General features: G+C 73.9%; 15 protein-coding genes. 12 read left to right on the forward strand and 3 right to left on the reverse strand.

What is annotated here, in order from left to right; genetic code table 11:
* Positions 1–204 precede the first annotated feature (204 nt).
* The 5 genes from ABTZ99_RS15270 to ABTZ99_RS15290 all read left to right on the forward strand — a co-directional run bounded on the left by ABTZ99_RS15270 (position 205) and on the right by ABTZ99_RS15290 (position 5,351).
* A complete protein-coding gene (locus tag ABTZ99_RS15270; RefSeq protein ID WP_499611725.1) occupies positions 205–1,776 on the forward strand; it encodes a right-handed parallel beta-helix repeat-containing protein in 1,572 nt (523 codons plus the stop codon).
* Between the two features lie 153 nt (positions 1,777–1,929).
* Positions 1,930–2,322 (forward strand): GntR family transcriptional regulator, encoded by a 393-nt coding sequence (locus tag ABTZ99_RS15275; RefSeq protein ID WP_499611727.1) that lies wholly within the window; start codon positions 1,930–1,932, stop codon positions 2,320–2,322.
* Complete coding sequence (locus ABTZ99_RS15280) at positions 2,319–3,200, forward strand: ABC transporter ATP-binding protein (protein WP_499611730.1); 882 nt, start codon at positions 2,319–2,321, stop codon at positions 3,198–3,200. The genes ABTZ99_RS15275 and ABTZ99_RS15280 overlap by 4 nt, the downstream gene beginning before the upstream one ends.
* Positions 3,197–4,189, forward strand: a complete 993-nt coding sequence (locus ABTZ99_RS15285) for an ABC-2 membrane transporter-related protein (RefSeq protein WP_499611733.1) — start codon at positions 3,197–3,199, stop codon at positions 4,187–4,189. Before ABTZ99_RS15280 ends, ABTZ99_RS15285 begins: the two co-directional genes overlap by 4 nt.
* Positions 4,190–4,211: 22 nt before the next feature.
* On the forward strand, positions 4,212–5,351 hold the full coding sequence (locus ABTZ99_RS15290; RefSeq protein WP_499611736.1) for an alpha/beta hydrolase family protein: 1,140 nt from the start codon (positions 4,212–4,214) through the stop codon (positions 5,349–5,351).
* Here the strand turns inward: ABTZ99_RS15290 and ABTZ99_RS15295 are convergent.
* Positions 5,315–5,992, reverse strand: a complete 678-nt coding sequence (locus ABTZ99_RS15295; protein ID WP_499611738.1) for a GntR family transcriptional regulator — start codon at positions 5,990–5,992, stop codon at positions 5,315–5,317. The two genes, ABTZ99_RS15290 and ABTZ99_RS15295, sit on opposite strands and share 37 nt — an antisense overlap.
* 46 nt (positions 5,993–6,038) lie before the next feature.
* Between ABTZ99_RS15295 and ABTZ99_RS15300 the strand changes: the two genes are divergently transcribed.
* The 3 genes from ABTZ99_RS15300 to ABTZ99_RS15310 are packed head-to-tail and all read left to right on the forward strand — an operon-like array spanning position 6,039 to position 8,095.
* Positions 6,039–6,455 (forward strand): VOC family protein, encoded by a 417-nt coding sequence (locus ABTZ99_RS15300; protein WP_498772062.1) that lies wholly within the window; start codon positions 6,039–6,041, stop codon positions 6,453–6,455.
* On the forward strand, positions 6,452–7,129 hold the full coding sequence (locus ABTZ99_RS15305) for an SDR family NAD(P)-dependent oxidoreductase (protein ID WP_499611741.1): 678 nt from the start codon (positions 6,452–6,454) through the stop codon (positions 7,127–7,129). The genes ABTZ99_RS15300 and ABTZ99_RS15305 overlap by 4 nt, the downstream gene beginning before the upstream one ends.
* A 9-nt stretch (positions 7,130–7,138) precedes the next feature.
* Complete coding sequence (locus ABTZ99_RS15310) at positions 7,139–8,095, forward strand: LLM class flavin-dependent oxidoreductase (protein ID WP_499611744.1); 957 nt, start codon at positions 7,139–7,141, stop codon at positions 8,093–8,095.
* Between the two features lie 85 nt (positions 8,096–8,180).
* Here ABTZ99_RS15310 and ABTZ99_RS15315 read toward each other — a convergent pair whose 3' ends face one another.
* Positions 8,181–8,996, reverse strand: a complete 816-nt coding sequence (locus tag ABTZ99_RS15315; protein ID WP_499611747.1) for a helix-turn-helix domain-containing protein — start codon at positions 8,994–8,996, stop codon at positions 8,181–8,183.
* Between the two features lie 75 nt (positions 8,997–9,071).
* Here ABTZ99_RS15315 and ABTZ99_RS15320 point away from each other — a divergent pair, with 75 nt between their 5' ends.
* Entirely contained in the window at positions 9,072–10,049 is a 978-nt protein-coding gene (locus tag ABTZ99_RS15320) for an aldo/keto reductase (RefSeq protein WP_499611750.1), read from the forward strand.
* A 5-nt stretch (positions 10,050–10,054) separates the two neighbouring features.
* Here ABTZ99_RS15320 and ABTZ99_RS15325 read toward each other — a convergent pair whose 3' ends face one another.
* Positions 10,055–10,636, reverse strand: a complete 582-nt coding sequence (locus tag ABTZ99_RS15325) for a TetR/AcrR family transcriptional regulator (protein ID WP_498772074.1) — start codon at positions 10,634–10,636, stop codon at positions 10,055–10,057.
* A 50-nt stretch (positions 10,637–10,686) separates the two neighbouring features.
* Here ABTZ99_RS15325 and ABTZ99_RS15330 point away from each other — a divergent pair, with 50 nt between their 5' ends.
* From ABTZ99_RS15330 to ABTZ99_RS15340, 3 genes are all read left to right on the forward strand, one after another.
* A complete protein-coding gene (locus ABTZ99_RS15330) occupies positions 10,687–11,472 on the forward strand; it encodes a class I SAM-dependent methyltransferase (protein WP_499611753.1) in 786 nt (261 codons plus the stop codon).
* A 179-nt stretch (positions 11,473–11,651) separates the two neighbouring features.
* Positions 11,652–12,941, forward strand: coding sequence for a sensor histidine kinase (locus tag ABTZ99_RS15335; protein ID WP_499611756.1), 1,290 nt, complete (start codon positions 11,652–11,654; stop codon positions 12,939–12,941).
* Positions 12,938–13,624 (forward strand): response regulator, encoded by a 687-nt coding sequence (locus tag ABTZ99_RS15340; protein WP_498772080.1) that lies wholly within the window; start codon positions 12,938–12,940, stop codon positions 13,622–13,624. The genes ABTZ99_RS15335 and ABTZ99_RS15340 overlap by 4 nt, the downstream gene beginning before the upstream one ends.
* Positions 13,625–13,635: the final 11 nt, after the last annotated feature.

A 13,635-nucleotide genomic window follows, 5' to 3' on the forward strand; every position in this document is an offset into this window, starting at 1 on the left:
GGGGCGCGGGGGCGGCATTCGTCCCCGCGCCCGACCCGCGGTTGTCGCAATTGTTCATAATTGTGAAACCGCAGTTTGCCTCCCTCGGTGCATTGCGTGCTTCCAAAGATGTGCGTTAGCGTGCCCGGGCCGCTACCGGAACGGGTTTGCGCTGTTCAGAAGCGTGAACCCGGCCCCGCTTCGCGTCACATCGAGGGAGAAACAATGTCGTTGAAACCCTTTGTCGTCGCCACCGCGGTGGTCGCGGCCCTCGTATTACCGGGCACCGCGGCGAGTGCGGCGACCACGCACCACGAGGCCGAATCCGCGCCCGCGGTGTGCACCGGCGCCATCGAGGCCAACTGGGGCGGCTACTCGGGCTCCGGGTTCTGCAACGCGGACAACGCCGTCGGCGCCCACGCGCAGTTCACCGTCAGCGCCCCGGCCGCGGGCGCCGCGACGGTCCTGGTCCGGTTCGCCAACGGCGGCACGACCGCCCGCACCGCGGACCTCGTGGTCAACGGCTCCACCGCGGGGTCGGTCTCGTTCGAGGCGACGGGCGCGTGGTCGACCTGGGCGTCGAAGACCCTCGCCGTCACGGTGCCGTCGGGGGCCGTCACCATCCGGCTCAGCCCGACCACCTCCGCCGGCCTGCCGAACGTCGACTACCTGGACTTCACCCAGGACGGCACGCCGCCACCCGTCGACGCGCTCTACGTGGCGCCCGACGGCGACGACGGCAACCCCGGCACCCTGGCCGCACCACTGCGCACCATCCAGCGCGGCGTCGACCTGGCCCAGCCCGGCTCCACGGTCCACGTCCGCGGCGGCACGTACGCGCCGAGCACGAACATCCAGCTGCTCAAGGACGGCACCGCGAGCCGGCCGATCACCTTGCGCAACTACAACGGCGAGCACGTGGTCATCGACGGCGAGAACATGCCGCACACGCCGGGTGCCGTCGGGTCCAGCATCCCCCGCGCGGAACGCGGCGCCGTGCACATCGAGGGCGACCACTGGCGGCTGATCGGCCTGGAGATCGTCCACGGCCCGTACGGCGTGTTCGGCCTGGACGTCAACAACTCCGTCTTCGACCGGCTCGTCACGCGCGACAACTACGAGTCCGGGCTGCACCTCCAAGGCGCGTCGAGCAACAACCAGATCGTCAACCTGGACGCCTACGGCAACCGCGACCCGCGCAAGAACGGCGAGAGCGCCGACGGCCTGGCGATCAAGGAGGGCTCCGGCAGCGGCAACGTCGTGCGCGGCGCGCGGCTGTGGAACAACTCCGACGACGGCCTCGACTACTGGATGTTCTCCTCGCCGATCCTGCTGGAGAACAGCCTGGCCTGGGGCAACGGCTTCAACCGCTGGAACCTGCCCGGCTTCACCGGTGACGGCAACGGGTTCAAGCTCGGCGGCAACGGCGTCGTCGCCGACCACACCGTGCGCAACACGATGACGTGGGACAACGCGGCGGGCGGCTTCGTGGACAACAACAACCCCGGCCGGCAACGGATCGAGCGCAGCACGGCCTGGGACAACCCGAAGACCGGGTTCCAGTTCGACCGGTCGAGCAGCACGCTGACCAAGAACCTGGCGGCGGCCAACGGCACGAACGCCTCGCTCGGCTCGAACTCCGCCGGCACCGGCAACTCGTGGGACCTCGGCGGCTCGTGGTCGTTCGCGAGCACGAACCCGGGCACGATCACCGGTCCGCGCACCGCCGACGGCTCGATCCCGTCCTCCACCTTCCTGCGCCCGAGCAACGGCGCGGACGTGGGCGCGCGCTTCTGACCTCCGATCCGACGGCGGGGCCGGGCACCGTGCCCGGCCCCGCCCGTCGTTTGTCCACCCTGACCCGAGGACCGGCCCGTCGCGCCGTCGCCCGCTCGACGCGGCACCTCCTTATGCCTATAGTGCTAGGTAGCTAGATAAATGGAGGTAGTCGTGATCGAGTTCCACCTGGACGGCAAGTCGGGACTGTCGCCGTACCAGCAACTGGTCCGACAGGTGCGGCACGCGCTGCGGCTCGGCCTGCTGCGCGAAGGCGATCAGCTGCCCAAGGTGAAGGACGTGGTGGCGGACCTCGCGATCAACCCGAACACGGTGCTCAAGGCCTACCGCGAGCTCGAGCACGACGGCCTGGTCGCCGCCCGTCCCGGGGTGGGCACGTTCGTGACGGGCACGCTGTCCGGCACGTCGCTCGCCGCGCTCGCGCCGCTGCGCCAGGACCTGCGGCGCTGGCTGGCCAAGGCCCGCCGCGCCGGGCTGGACGAGGAGAGCATCGAGGCGTTGTTCCTCACCACGTTCCGCACCGGGGCCAAGGAGGACATAGCGTGAGCGTGCTGCGCGCCCGGGGGTTGGGCAAGAAGTACAAGCGGCGCTGGGCGTTGACCGGCTGCACGCTGGACGTGCCCGCCGGGCGCGTGACCGGGCTGGTCGGCCCGAACGGCGCGGGCAAGTCCACGTTGCTCGGCCTCGCCGCGGGCATGCTCGCACCGTCGAGCGGCACGATCGAGGTGTGCGGCGGCGTGCCGGGCAGCGGTCCGGCCCAGCTGGCGAAGGTCGGCTTCGTCGCGCAGAACACCCCGGTCTACCCAAACCTCACCGTCGAGGAGCATCTGCGCCTGGGCGCCCGCCTCAACCCCGGCTGGGACGACGAGCTGGCCCGGGGCCGGGTGGCGCGGCTCGGGCTCGACCCGGCGCTGGCCGCGGGCAAGCTGTCCGGCGGCCAACGCGCCCAGCTCGCGCTCACCCTCGGCATCGCGAAGCGGCCCGAACTGCTCCTGCTGGACGAACCGGTCGCCTCGCTGGACCCGTTGGCGCGGCGGGAGTTCCTGGGCGACCTCATGGCGGCCGTGGCCGAGCACGGGCTGAGCGTGGTGATGTCCTCGCACCTGGTCGCCGACCTGGAACGGGTCTGCGACCACCTCGTCGTGCTGGTGGACTCCCGGGTCCGGATCGCGGGCGACGTCGACGAGCTGCTCGCCACGCACCGCAGGCTGACCGGGCCGCGCCGGGACCTCGACACCCTGCCCGCGGACCAGCGGGTGGTCGCGGCGAGCCACACCGAGCGCCAGACCACCGCGCTGGTGCGCACCGAGGCGCCGATCCTCGACCCCGCGTGGGACGTCGGCGAACCCGGCCTGGAGGACCTGATCCTGGCCTACCTGACCGCGTCCGGCGTCGAACGCCCCGCTCTGGGGGTCGTCCGATGACGTGGTTGGCGTGGCGGCAGCTGCGCTTCCCGGTGATGTCGGTGTACGCGGTGCTCGCGCCGGCGGTGCTCGTGCTGGCGATCAGCCGCCCGGTGGGCGGCGACTTCGGCGACCTGGGGTTCGCCTACCTCGCCGGCACGCTGGCGGTGCAGCTGCTGCCGGCCGTCCTCGGCGTGTTCTGGGGCGTGCCGATGATCACCCGCGAGCTGGAGACCGGCACGCACAACCTGGTGTGGAACCAGAGCGTCACCCGCACCCGGTGGCTCGCGGTGAAGCTCGGCATCGGCGCGCCGGCCGCCATGGTCGCGGCGGGCGTGCTCAGCCTGGTCGTCGGCTGGTGGGCCGACCCGATCGACACGGCGGCCGACCTCGACGCCGAGCGGGGCTTCCAGGCGCGCGTCACGCCGCTGGTGTTCGCCGCACGGGGGATCGCGCCCATCGGCTACGCCGCGTTCGCGTTCGTGCTCGGTGTCGCGATCGCGATCCTGTTGCGCCGCACCGTGCCCGCGATGGCGGTGACCCTCGTGGTGTACGTCGCCGTGCAGCTGGCGGTCCCGTACGGCGTGCGCCCGCACGTGCTGCCGCCGGTCGAGGAGTCCGTCACGCTCACCGCGCGCAGCATCGAGGGCATCCAGGCGGACGAGGGCGTGAGCGGTGACGTGCCCGTGTCCGTGCGGGTGGCCGAACCGGCGGGCGCCTGGGTGCTGGCGAACGAGACCGTCGACGCGAACGGCGTCGTGACGCACCCGCTGCCCGCCGCGGTGGGCGACTGCCTGCCGCCCGCGTCGGCCGACCCGCCGACCCTGGCGGACCTCGACCGGATCCGCGCGTGCTTCGCGCGGCTGGACGGCCTCGGCTACCGGCAGCACCTCGCCTACCAGCCGGTGACCCGGTTCTGGCCCTTGCAGTGGGCCGAACTGGCGTTGTTCCTCGTGCTGTCGGCACTGCTGACGTGGTGCTGCTTCCGCCGGCTGCGCCACCTGTCCTGACCCCTCGTCGGAAGGAAGGCCCATGCGTGGCCTCACGTTCCTGATCGCCCTGACCCTCGTCCTGTCCGCCACGCCCGCGTCGGCGTCGGAGCCCGAGCCCGCCGACCCGACGCCGTACCTGCCCGCGCCGACCGGTCGGCACCCGGTGGGCACGACCTCGTTGCACCTGACGGACCCCTCGCGCCCCGATCCCTGGGTGCCGGCGGTGAACCGGGAGCTGATGGTCTCCCTCTTCTACCCGACGGCGTCCGCGCGCGGCCCGAAGAAGCAGTACATGACGCCGGCCGAGTCCCAGGCGGCGCTCGAAGAAGGCGGCATCACCACCGTGCCGCCCGACGCGTTGAGCCACGTGCGGACCAACGCGGTGGTGGACGCCCGACCGGTCGGGCGGCGGCACGGCCTGCCGCTGGTCGTGCTCTCACCGGGCTACAAGCGGTCCCGCGCCACGCTCACCACGTTGGCGGAGGACCTGGCGAGCCACGGCTACGTCGTCGCGGTGGTCGACCACACCTACGAGAACGTCGCCACCACGTTCCCCGACGGGCGGGTCGCGCCCTGCGCCTCCTGCGAGCTCTTCCACGACCACGAGTTCTGGTTGAAGCTGGGCGAGGGCCGCGCGGCGGACGTGTCGTTCGTGCTGGACCAGCTGACCGGGCCGCTGCGCCACCACCGGGGCGCGAACCTGGTCGACGCCTCGCGGATCGCGATGGGCGGCCACTCCGTGGGCGGGGCGAGCAGCCTCGTCGCCGCACGTGCCGACGCCCGCATCCGCGTCGCGATCGACGTGGACGGCGTGATCAGCACGCCGGTCCCGGCGCCGGGGATCTCGCAGCCGGTCATGCTCCTGGGGCGGGAGGACAACTACGCGCCCGGCCGGGACGGCGCCAAGAGCTGGCAGGACACCTGGCCGATGCTGACCGGGTGGAAGCGCTGGCTGGTGGTGGCGGGCATGTCGCACCCGTCGTTCACCGACATCGGCGTGGTGCTGCCGCAGTTGGGCATCGGTCCCGGCGGCGGCGTCCCGGGCGAGCGCGGCGCGGCGATCACCCGCGCCTACGTGCGGGCGTTCTTCGACCTGCACCTGCGCGGTGAGCCGCAGCCGCTGCTGGACCGGGCGTCGGCGAGCTACCCGGAGGTCTCGCTCGTCGAGCCGTCGAGCTGACCGACGAGCACCCGCTTCGCCGAGTGGACGTGCTCCTCGGCGAAGCGGGTGACCTCGTCGGCGTCGCCGGCGTCGAGCAGCCGCACGATCTCCCGGTGCTCGTCGACGACGACCGCGCGGTAGTCGTGGTGGCCGAGGCGGATGCGGGTGAGCTGGAAAAGGTGCACCTGCGACCGCACGGCGTGCCACGCCTCGAGCAGGCGCCGGTTGTCGGCGGACCGGTAGATCGTGTCGTGGAACTCCATGTCCAGCGCGAGCAGCTCGTCGCTCGGCGCGCCCGCGGCCAGCCGCCGGGCCATGGCGTCGACCAGGTCGCCGAGCGCGTCCAGGTCGACCCGGCCGATCGCGCGGCGGCCGGCCAGCCCTTCCAGCGCGGCGCGGACCGAGTAGACCTCCTCGGCGTCCCGCGCGGTGAGGTCGATGACCCTGGTGCCGCGGTGCCAGGCGCTGCGCACGAGCCCTTCGCGCTCCAGCACGGCGAGGCCCTCGCGCACCGAGCCGCGGCTGACGTCCAGTGACTCGGCCAGCTCCACCTCGCGCACCGGCGAGCCGGGCGGGAAGAGGCCCGCGAAGATCGCCTCCCGGATCCGGTCGGCGGCCTCGTCCGCCAGGCCCCGCCGGTCGGCCTTGCGCAGCTGCATAATGTCGAATGTTGACATTGGCCCGGCCGTTGGTCAAGGTGGAGGCATGAGACCTGGGTTCCACCTCGCTGTTCCCGTCGACGACCTGGCCAGGGCCCGCGAGTTCTACGGCGGCGTGCTCGGGCTCGAAGAGGGGCGCTCGGCCGAGAAGTGGGTGGACTGGAACTTCTACGGCCACCAGTTCGTGACGCACGTCGTGCCCGGACCGCGCGGCGACTCCGGCCGCAACCCGGTCGACGGCCACGACGTGCCCGTGCCGCACTTCGGCCTGATCCTGCCCGTCGACGAGTTCCACGCGCTGGCCGAGCGGCTGCGCGCGGCGGGCACGGACTTCGTGATCGAGCCGTACCTGCGGTTCGCGGGCGAGCCGGGCGAGCAGTGGACGATGTTCTTCCGCGACCCGGCCGGCAACGCGCTGGAGTTCAAGGCCTTCAAGGACGAGTCGCAGGTGTTCGCCAAGTGAGCCGGGGCGTGCTGGTCACCGGTGGCAGCCGCGGCATCGGCGCGGCGATCGTCCAGGCGTTCCGGGACCTCGGTGACGAGGTCGTCGCGCTGTCCTCTTCGGACGTCGACCTGGCGGACCCGGAGGCGATCGAGCGGGTGGTCGACTCCGCCGCGGACACCCTCGGCGGCATCGACGTCCTGGTCAACAACGCGGGTCTGGTGGAGCTCGGTTCGGTGGGGCTCCCGTACGCGCAGTGGCAGGCGTTGTGGCGTCGCACGTTCGCGGTGAACGTGTTCGGCGCGGCCGACATGTCCTACTGCGTCGCCCGGCACATGATCGCGCGCGGCACCCGCGGGCGGATCGTCAACGTCGGATCGCGCGGCGCGTTCCGCGGTGAGCCGGCGATGCCCGCGTACGGCGCGAGCAAGGCGGCGCTGCACTCGATGGGGCAGTCCCTGGCGGTGGCCCTCGCGCCGCACGGCATCGCGGTGGCGTCGGTGGCGCCCGGGTTCGTCGGCACCGACCGGGTGGCCGACCTGGTGACCGACGAGGTGCTGGCGCAGAGCCCGTTCGGCCGGGTGGCGGAACCGGAGGAGGTGGCCGCCGCGGTGGTCTACCTCGCCTCGCCGGCGGCGGAGTGGGCCTCCGGCGCGGTGCTCGACCTCAACGGCGCTTCGTACTTGCGGACCTAGGAGCTTGTGGTGAGTCGTTCCGGATCGGTCGGGCTGATCCTGCCCCGTGACCTCGCGCCGTCGCAGGTGCTGCCGTTCGCGCGGCGTGCCGACGAGCTCGGGTTCGACGAGCTGTGGGTGGTGGAGGACCTGGGTTTCCGCGGCGGGATCGGCCAGGCCGCGGCGGTGCTGGCGGTGACGGGGCGGATCCGGGTCGGCATCGGGCTGCTGCCGGTCGGCGCGCGCAACGCCGCGTTCGCCGCGAAGGAGGCGGCGACGCTGGCCCAGCTGTTCCCCGGTCGGATCGACATCGGCATCGGGCACGGCATGCCGGGGTGGATGCGGTCGGTCGGGGAGTGGCCCGCCAGCCCGTTGACGTCGATCGAGGAGTACCTGGGCGCGGTGATGGCCCTGGTGCGCGGCGAGTCGGTCGAGCGGGGTACGTACGTCCGGCTGGACGGTGTCCGCCTGGAACCCGCGTGCGTGCCGGACATCCCGCCGCGCGTGCTGGCCGGGGTGCGCGGTCCGCGTTCGCTGGCGGTGTCGGGGCGGGTGGCGGACGGGACGGTCCTGGCCGAGCCGACGACGCCGGAGTACGCGCGGGCGGCGCTGGCGCACGTCGACGCGGGCCGGCCTCACCGGCTGGTCGGCTACAACGTGGCCGCGGTGCACGCCGACGCGACGGTCGCGATCGACGCCGTCCGGGCCGGGCTGGAGTGGATCGGCGAGCCGGACTGGGCGCCGCACCTGGCCCCGCTGCCGTTCGCGGCGGAGTTCGCGGCGCTGCGGCGGGAGTGCGGCACGCGGGAGGAGTTCGTGCGCCGGCTGCCGGAGGAGTGGGTGCGGCAACTCGCGGTGACCGGCACGCCGGCGGACGCGCGGGCCTGCTTGGCCGAGCTGTTCGCGGCCGGTGTGGACAGCGCCGTGCTCTTCCCGATCGGTCCGGATCCGTTGGCGGCGCTGGAAGAGCTCGCCGCGGTGCTGTAGCGGCACGGTCCCGGGCCTGTCGGGCGGCAGCGGTGCTGCCGCGGTCCGCCGGGCAGCCCACTCGGCTGGCGCGGTGTCCCGATGCCTACGACGTGGCGGCGTAGGCGTGGGCGTCGAGCGCCTGCGCGGTCGCGGGGTCGGCGGGCAGGTAGGCGACCAGGCGGTGGTCCTCGTCGCCCGGCACGGTCAGGGTTTCGTAGGCCAGGCGCAGCACGCCCGCCTCCGGGTGGCGCCACCGCTCGACGCCCGTGCCGCCGGGCACCCTCCCGGCGGTGAAGCGGCGGCCGAAGTCCGCGCCCACCGTGATCGACAGCTCCTCCGCCAGCACGGCCGCCGAGCCGTCACCCAGGTCCGCCGCCGTGCGGAGGGCGGCCGCGCGGTCGTCGGCCACGCGGTCCCAGTCCGGGAACGCCGTGCGCGCCCTGGCATCGCCGAACACGAACCGCGCGAGGTTCGGCCGGTCGACGTCGAGCAGGCCGGACGGCGCGGCCAGCAGGCGGAACCCGGCGGTCCACGCGAGCAGGTCGCCCTGCCCGTCGCAGACGTACGCGGGCGTCGGCTCCAGCCGGTCGAGCAGCGCGAGGACGGTCGGCCGCACCGGACGCGGCTCCGGCGCCGCCGGGCACACCGCGCCGCCGCCCTTCACCAGCCGGTGCAGGTGCACGCGCTCGTGCGACGACAGGCGCAACGCGTCCGCCAACGCCCCGACGACCTGCGCCGACGGGTGGCGGTCACGCCCGCGTTCCAGCCGGGTCAGGTACTCGACGCTCACCCCGGCCAACGCGGCCAGCTCCGCCCGGCGCAGACCGGGCGTGCGGCGGCGCGGTCCGGTCGGCAGGCCGACCTCGGCCGGGGTGATCGCCTCCCGCCGGGCACGCAGGAACCCGCCCAACGCGTTCATGGTCGCCGAGTCTAGGCCGACGGTGGCCCTGCGAGGGCCTCCCTCCGCCCGGCCCGCCACCCCAGGCTGGGCGGCATGACCATGAAGTACCGCCTCTTCGGCCAGACCGGTTTGCGCGTGTCGGAACTCCTGCTCGGCACGATGACCCTGAGCGACCCCGTCGAGTCGCGCCGCATCGTGGACGCCTACGCCGACGCGGGCGGCAACGTGCTCGACACCGCGTCGGCCTACGGCGCCGGCGAGGAGCTGCTCGGCTCGATCGTGGACCGGCGGGACCGGTTCGTCATCGGCACGAAGTACACGTTGTCGCGCGACGCCGCCGACCCCAACGCCTCGGGCAACCACCGCAAGAACCTGACGGCCTCGCTGGACCGGAGCCTGCGCCGGCTGCGCACCGACTACGTCGACATCTACTGGGTGCACATCTGGGACCGGCACACCCCGGTCGAGGAGACGATGCGCGCCCTGGACGACGCCGTCCGCGCGGGCAAGATCCTCTACACCGGCATCTCCGACGCGCCGGCGTGGGTCGTCTCCCGCGCCAACACGCTCGCGCAGTGGCGCGACTGGACGCCGTTCGCCGGGCTCCAGGTGCCCTACAACCTGCTCAACCGCGACGTCGAGCGCGAGCTGCTGCCGATGGCCGAGGCGCTCGGCCTGAGCGTCACCGCCTGGGCCCCGCTCGCGGCGGGCAAGCTGTCCGGGTCGTCGAACCCCAGGCGCGCCGACCCCGCCACGCTGACCGAACGCGACCGCGCGGCGGCCCGTGCCGTCCGGGAGGTCGCCGACGAGCTGGGCGCACGCCCGGCGCAGGTGGCGTTGGCGTGGACGCGCGCCAAGCACCGCGCGGTGCTGCCGCTGGTCGGCGTGAGCAGCGTCGAGCAGCTCGCCGAGAACCTCGGCGCGCTCGACCTGACCCTGCCCGAGGACGCGGTCCGGCGGCTGGAGGCGGCGGTGGAGTTCCGGCTCGGGTTCCCCCGCGACTTCATCGCCGAGTGCGAGCCGTCCGCGTTCGTCTTCGGCGACACGGCCACCAGGGTCGAGCCGCGCTGAAGCGCTCAGAGCACGCCGGCGACGACCGCGGTCACGGCCTGGCGCACGGCGTCGCGCTCCGGCCGCGCGCCGCGGTCGGCGAACAGCAGGTGCGCGGTGCCGATGAGGGTGGGTGCGAGGGCGTCGACCTGAGCGGTCGGCGCGATGCGGCCGAGGTCGCGCTCGGCGGTGAGGTAGGCCGCGATCATGGTCACCGCCTCCGTCAGCACCGGCACGCCCGCGGGCCACGCCCGCCGCAGCCGGGCGCGCAGCTCGTCCCGGAAGGTCACCAGGGCGACGATCGCCACCGCGACCGACCCGAACAGCGAGATGAGCGCGTCGGTGAGGTTGTCGACGACCGCGCCGGAGCCCGCGGCCCCGCGCAGCGCGGCGGCCTGGGCGTCCATCCGGTCGACGCGGTCGAGCACGAACTCGGCCAGGAAGGCGTCGAAGTCCTCGAAGTGCCGGTGCAGCACGCCCTTGGCGCAACCCGCCTCGGTGGTGACGGCACGGCTGGTCAGCGCGCTGGGCCCGTCCCGCAGCAGGATGCGGTCGGCGGCGTCGAACAGCTGCTCGCGCACGTCGCGGATGGCCACACCGGTCGGCACGGTGCTCCTCTCGGTTGACGAGTGGGCGCTTGCCCACTCATAGTGGGCGCATGCCCACAGTACCCCCGGACCCGCACCGCGCCCGTGACATGGCCGAGTCGTTCGGCACGGACCCCGAGCGCTACGACCGCTCCCGACCGTCCTACCCCGACGCCATGGTGCGGGCGATCGTCGCCGCGAGCCCCGGGCCCCACGTGGTGGACGTCGGCACGGGCACCGGCATCGCGGCCCGCCGGTTCCAGGCGGCCGGGTGCCGGGTGCTCGGCGTCGAGGTCGACCCCCGGATGGCCGACGTGGCACGGCGGCGCGGTCTCGACGTGGAGGTGGGCAGGTTCGAGGACTGGGAGCCCGCCGGCCGCGTGTTCGACGCCGTGGTGTCCGGCCAGACCTGGCACTGGGTCGACCCGGTCGCGGGCGCGGCGAAGGCGGCCCGCGTGCTGCGGCCGGGCGGCCGGCTGGCCGTGTTCTGGAACGTCGCCCAACCGCCGCCCGACCTGGCCGAGGCCTTCAACGCCGGCTATCGCCGCGTCCTGCCGGACTCCCCGCCCGCCCCCGCGGCCGGGTACTCGCCCTTCACCGCCAAGGCGGTCGACGGCATCCGGCGGTCGGGCGCGTTCGGCGAGCACGAGGAGTGGCGGTTCGACTGGGAGCGGACCTACACCCGGGACGAGTGGCTGGACCAGTTGCCGACCTCCGGCGTGGCCGCCCGGCTCCCACCCGCCGAGCTGGACGAGGTGCTGGCCGCGACCGGCGCCGCCATCGACGCGGTGGGCGGCGCCTTCGTCATGCGCTACACCGCCGTCGTCGTCACCGCCGCCCGGTCGGGCGCGGACTAGGAAGCCCGCGGGTCGCCGGACGGCGGGATGGGCAACCGGTCCCGGTCGTCGAGCAGGCCGGTGTGGCGGAACCCGTCCACCCCGCCGGTCTGGCGCAGCACCCCCGCTGCCGCACCTGCCCGGTGAACCGCAGTGGTCCGGCGCTCCGGCCGAACGCCGCTCGGGCTACGTTCACGGGCATGGCGGACGACTGGACGCGCGAGGGCGGTCCCGAGCCGGTGTGGGCGCGGTGGCGGCGTCCCGGTCCCACCGGGGCCGAGTGGCGCGAGGACGTCTGGCTGGCGCTCGCGGCCCTGGCCGGCGCGGTGGCGGTGACCGTGCTGATCAACAGCATGGGCGCGAGCCCGTGGGACGGCGGACCGCCGCTGGCCGAGCAGCTCGCCTGGGGCGCGGCGATGACCCTGCCGCTGGCGGCGCGCCGGCGCTACCCGCTGACGGTGATGGTCGTGGTGGGCGCGCTGCTCGTCGCGGCGCAGGCCCGGCAGGTGGGCGACAACCTCGTGCCGTCCGTCGCGCTGTTCCTGGCCATCTTCAGCGCGGGCGCGTGGGGGCGGGACCGGACGCGGGCGCGGTGGGCGCGGATCGCGGTGATCGTGGCCATGTTCGGCTGGCTCGGGTTCGGGCTGGTGCGGTTCCTGGTCAGGCCGATGCCGCCGTTCGAGGGCGCGGCCGGGCCGCTCGACCCGGTGCTCGCGACCGTGCTCTACGGCATCGGGTTCAACGTGCTGTTCTTCCTGTCCGCGTACTTCTTCGGCGAGATGGCGTGGGTCTCGGCCCGTCGGCAGGCCGAGCTGGAGCACCGCGCCGAGCAGCTGCGCCGCTCGCAGGAGCAGAACACGCGTGGCGCGATCGTCGCCGAACGCGTCCGCATCGCCCGCGACCTGCACGACGTCGTGGCGCACCACGTGTCGGTGATGGGCGTGCAGGCGGGCGCGGCGCGGCGGGTGCTCGACCGCGACCCCGACCTGGCCAGGGAGGCGTTGCGGACCGTCGAGGACACCGCCCGCACCGCCATCGGCGAGCTGCGCGGGCTGCTCGGCGTGCTGCGCGCCGATCAGGACGAGGCGCCACCCAAGGCGGGCGAGACGTCCTCGCCGGGGCTGGACCAGCTGCCCGAGCTGGCCGAACTGGCGCGGTCGGCCGGGCTCGACGTGGAGCACGGCGTGTACGGCGAGCCCCGGCCGGTGCCGGAGGGCGTGGCGCTGTCGGTGTACCGGATCGTGCAGGAGTCGTTGACGAACGTGGTGAAGCACGCGGACGCGCGCAAGGCCGACGTGCGGGTGCGGTTCCTGGCGAACTCGCTGGAGGTCGAGGTGGCCGACGACGGCCGGGGTCGGTCGGGCACGTCGGGTCGGGCCGGGTTCGGCCTGGTCGGGATGCGGGAGCGGGTCGCGGTGCACGGCGGCGAGCTGGAAGCCGGACCCCGCCGTGATGCCGGGTACCGGGTCCGTGCGAGGTTCCCGGCATGACGATCCCGTTGCGCGTGGTGCTCGCCGACGACCAGGACCTGGTGCGGGCGGGCTTCCGGGTGATCCTCGGCACCGAGGACGACATCGAGGTGGTCGGCGAGGCCCGTGACGGCGTCGAGGCCGTGGAGGTGGTCGGCAGGCTCCGGCCGGACGTCGTGCTGATGGACGTGCAGATGCCGGGCGTCGACGGCCTGGAGGCCACCCGGCGCATCCTCGGCCCGGCCGGCGCGGGCAACCCGATCAAGGTCGTCATCCTCACCACGTTCGACCGCGAGGACTACCTGTTCGAGGCGCTGCGCGCGGGCGCGAGCGGTTTCCTGCTCAAGAACGCCTCGCCGGAGGACCTGGTCGACTCGGTCCGGATCGTGGCCCGCGGCGACGCCCTGCTCTCGCCCGAGGTCACGCGGCGCGTCATCGCCCGGTTCACCGAACGGGGGCCCGCCACGCCCGCGCGGCGGCCGGCGGAGCTGACCGACCGCGAGTTCGAGGTGCTGGAACACCTCGCGCGCGGCGCGAGCAACTCGGAGATCGCCGGCGCGCTGTACCTGGGCGAGACGACGGTGAAGACGCACGTGTCGCGCATCCTGGCCAAGCTGGGCCTGCGCGACCGCACGCACGCCGTCGTGTTCGCCTACGAGCACGGGATCGTGGAGCCGGGCCAAGGGGGTCCTCCGCGAGGATGACCCCGGGAGTC

The sequence above is a fragment of the Actinosynnema sp. NPDC002837 genome (assembly GCF_040295345.1).
Taxonomy (GTDB): Bacteria; Actinomycetota; Actinomycetes; order Mycobacteriales; family Pseudonocardiaceae; genus Actinosynnema.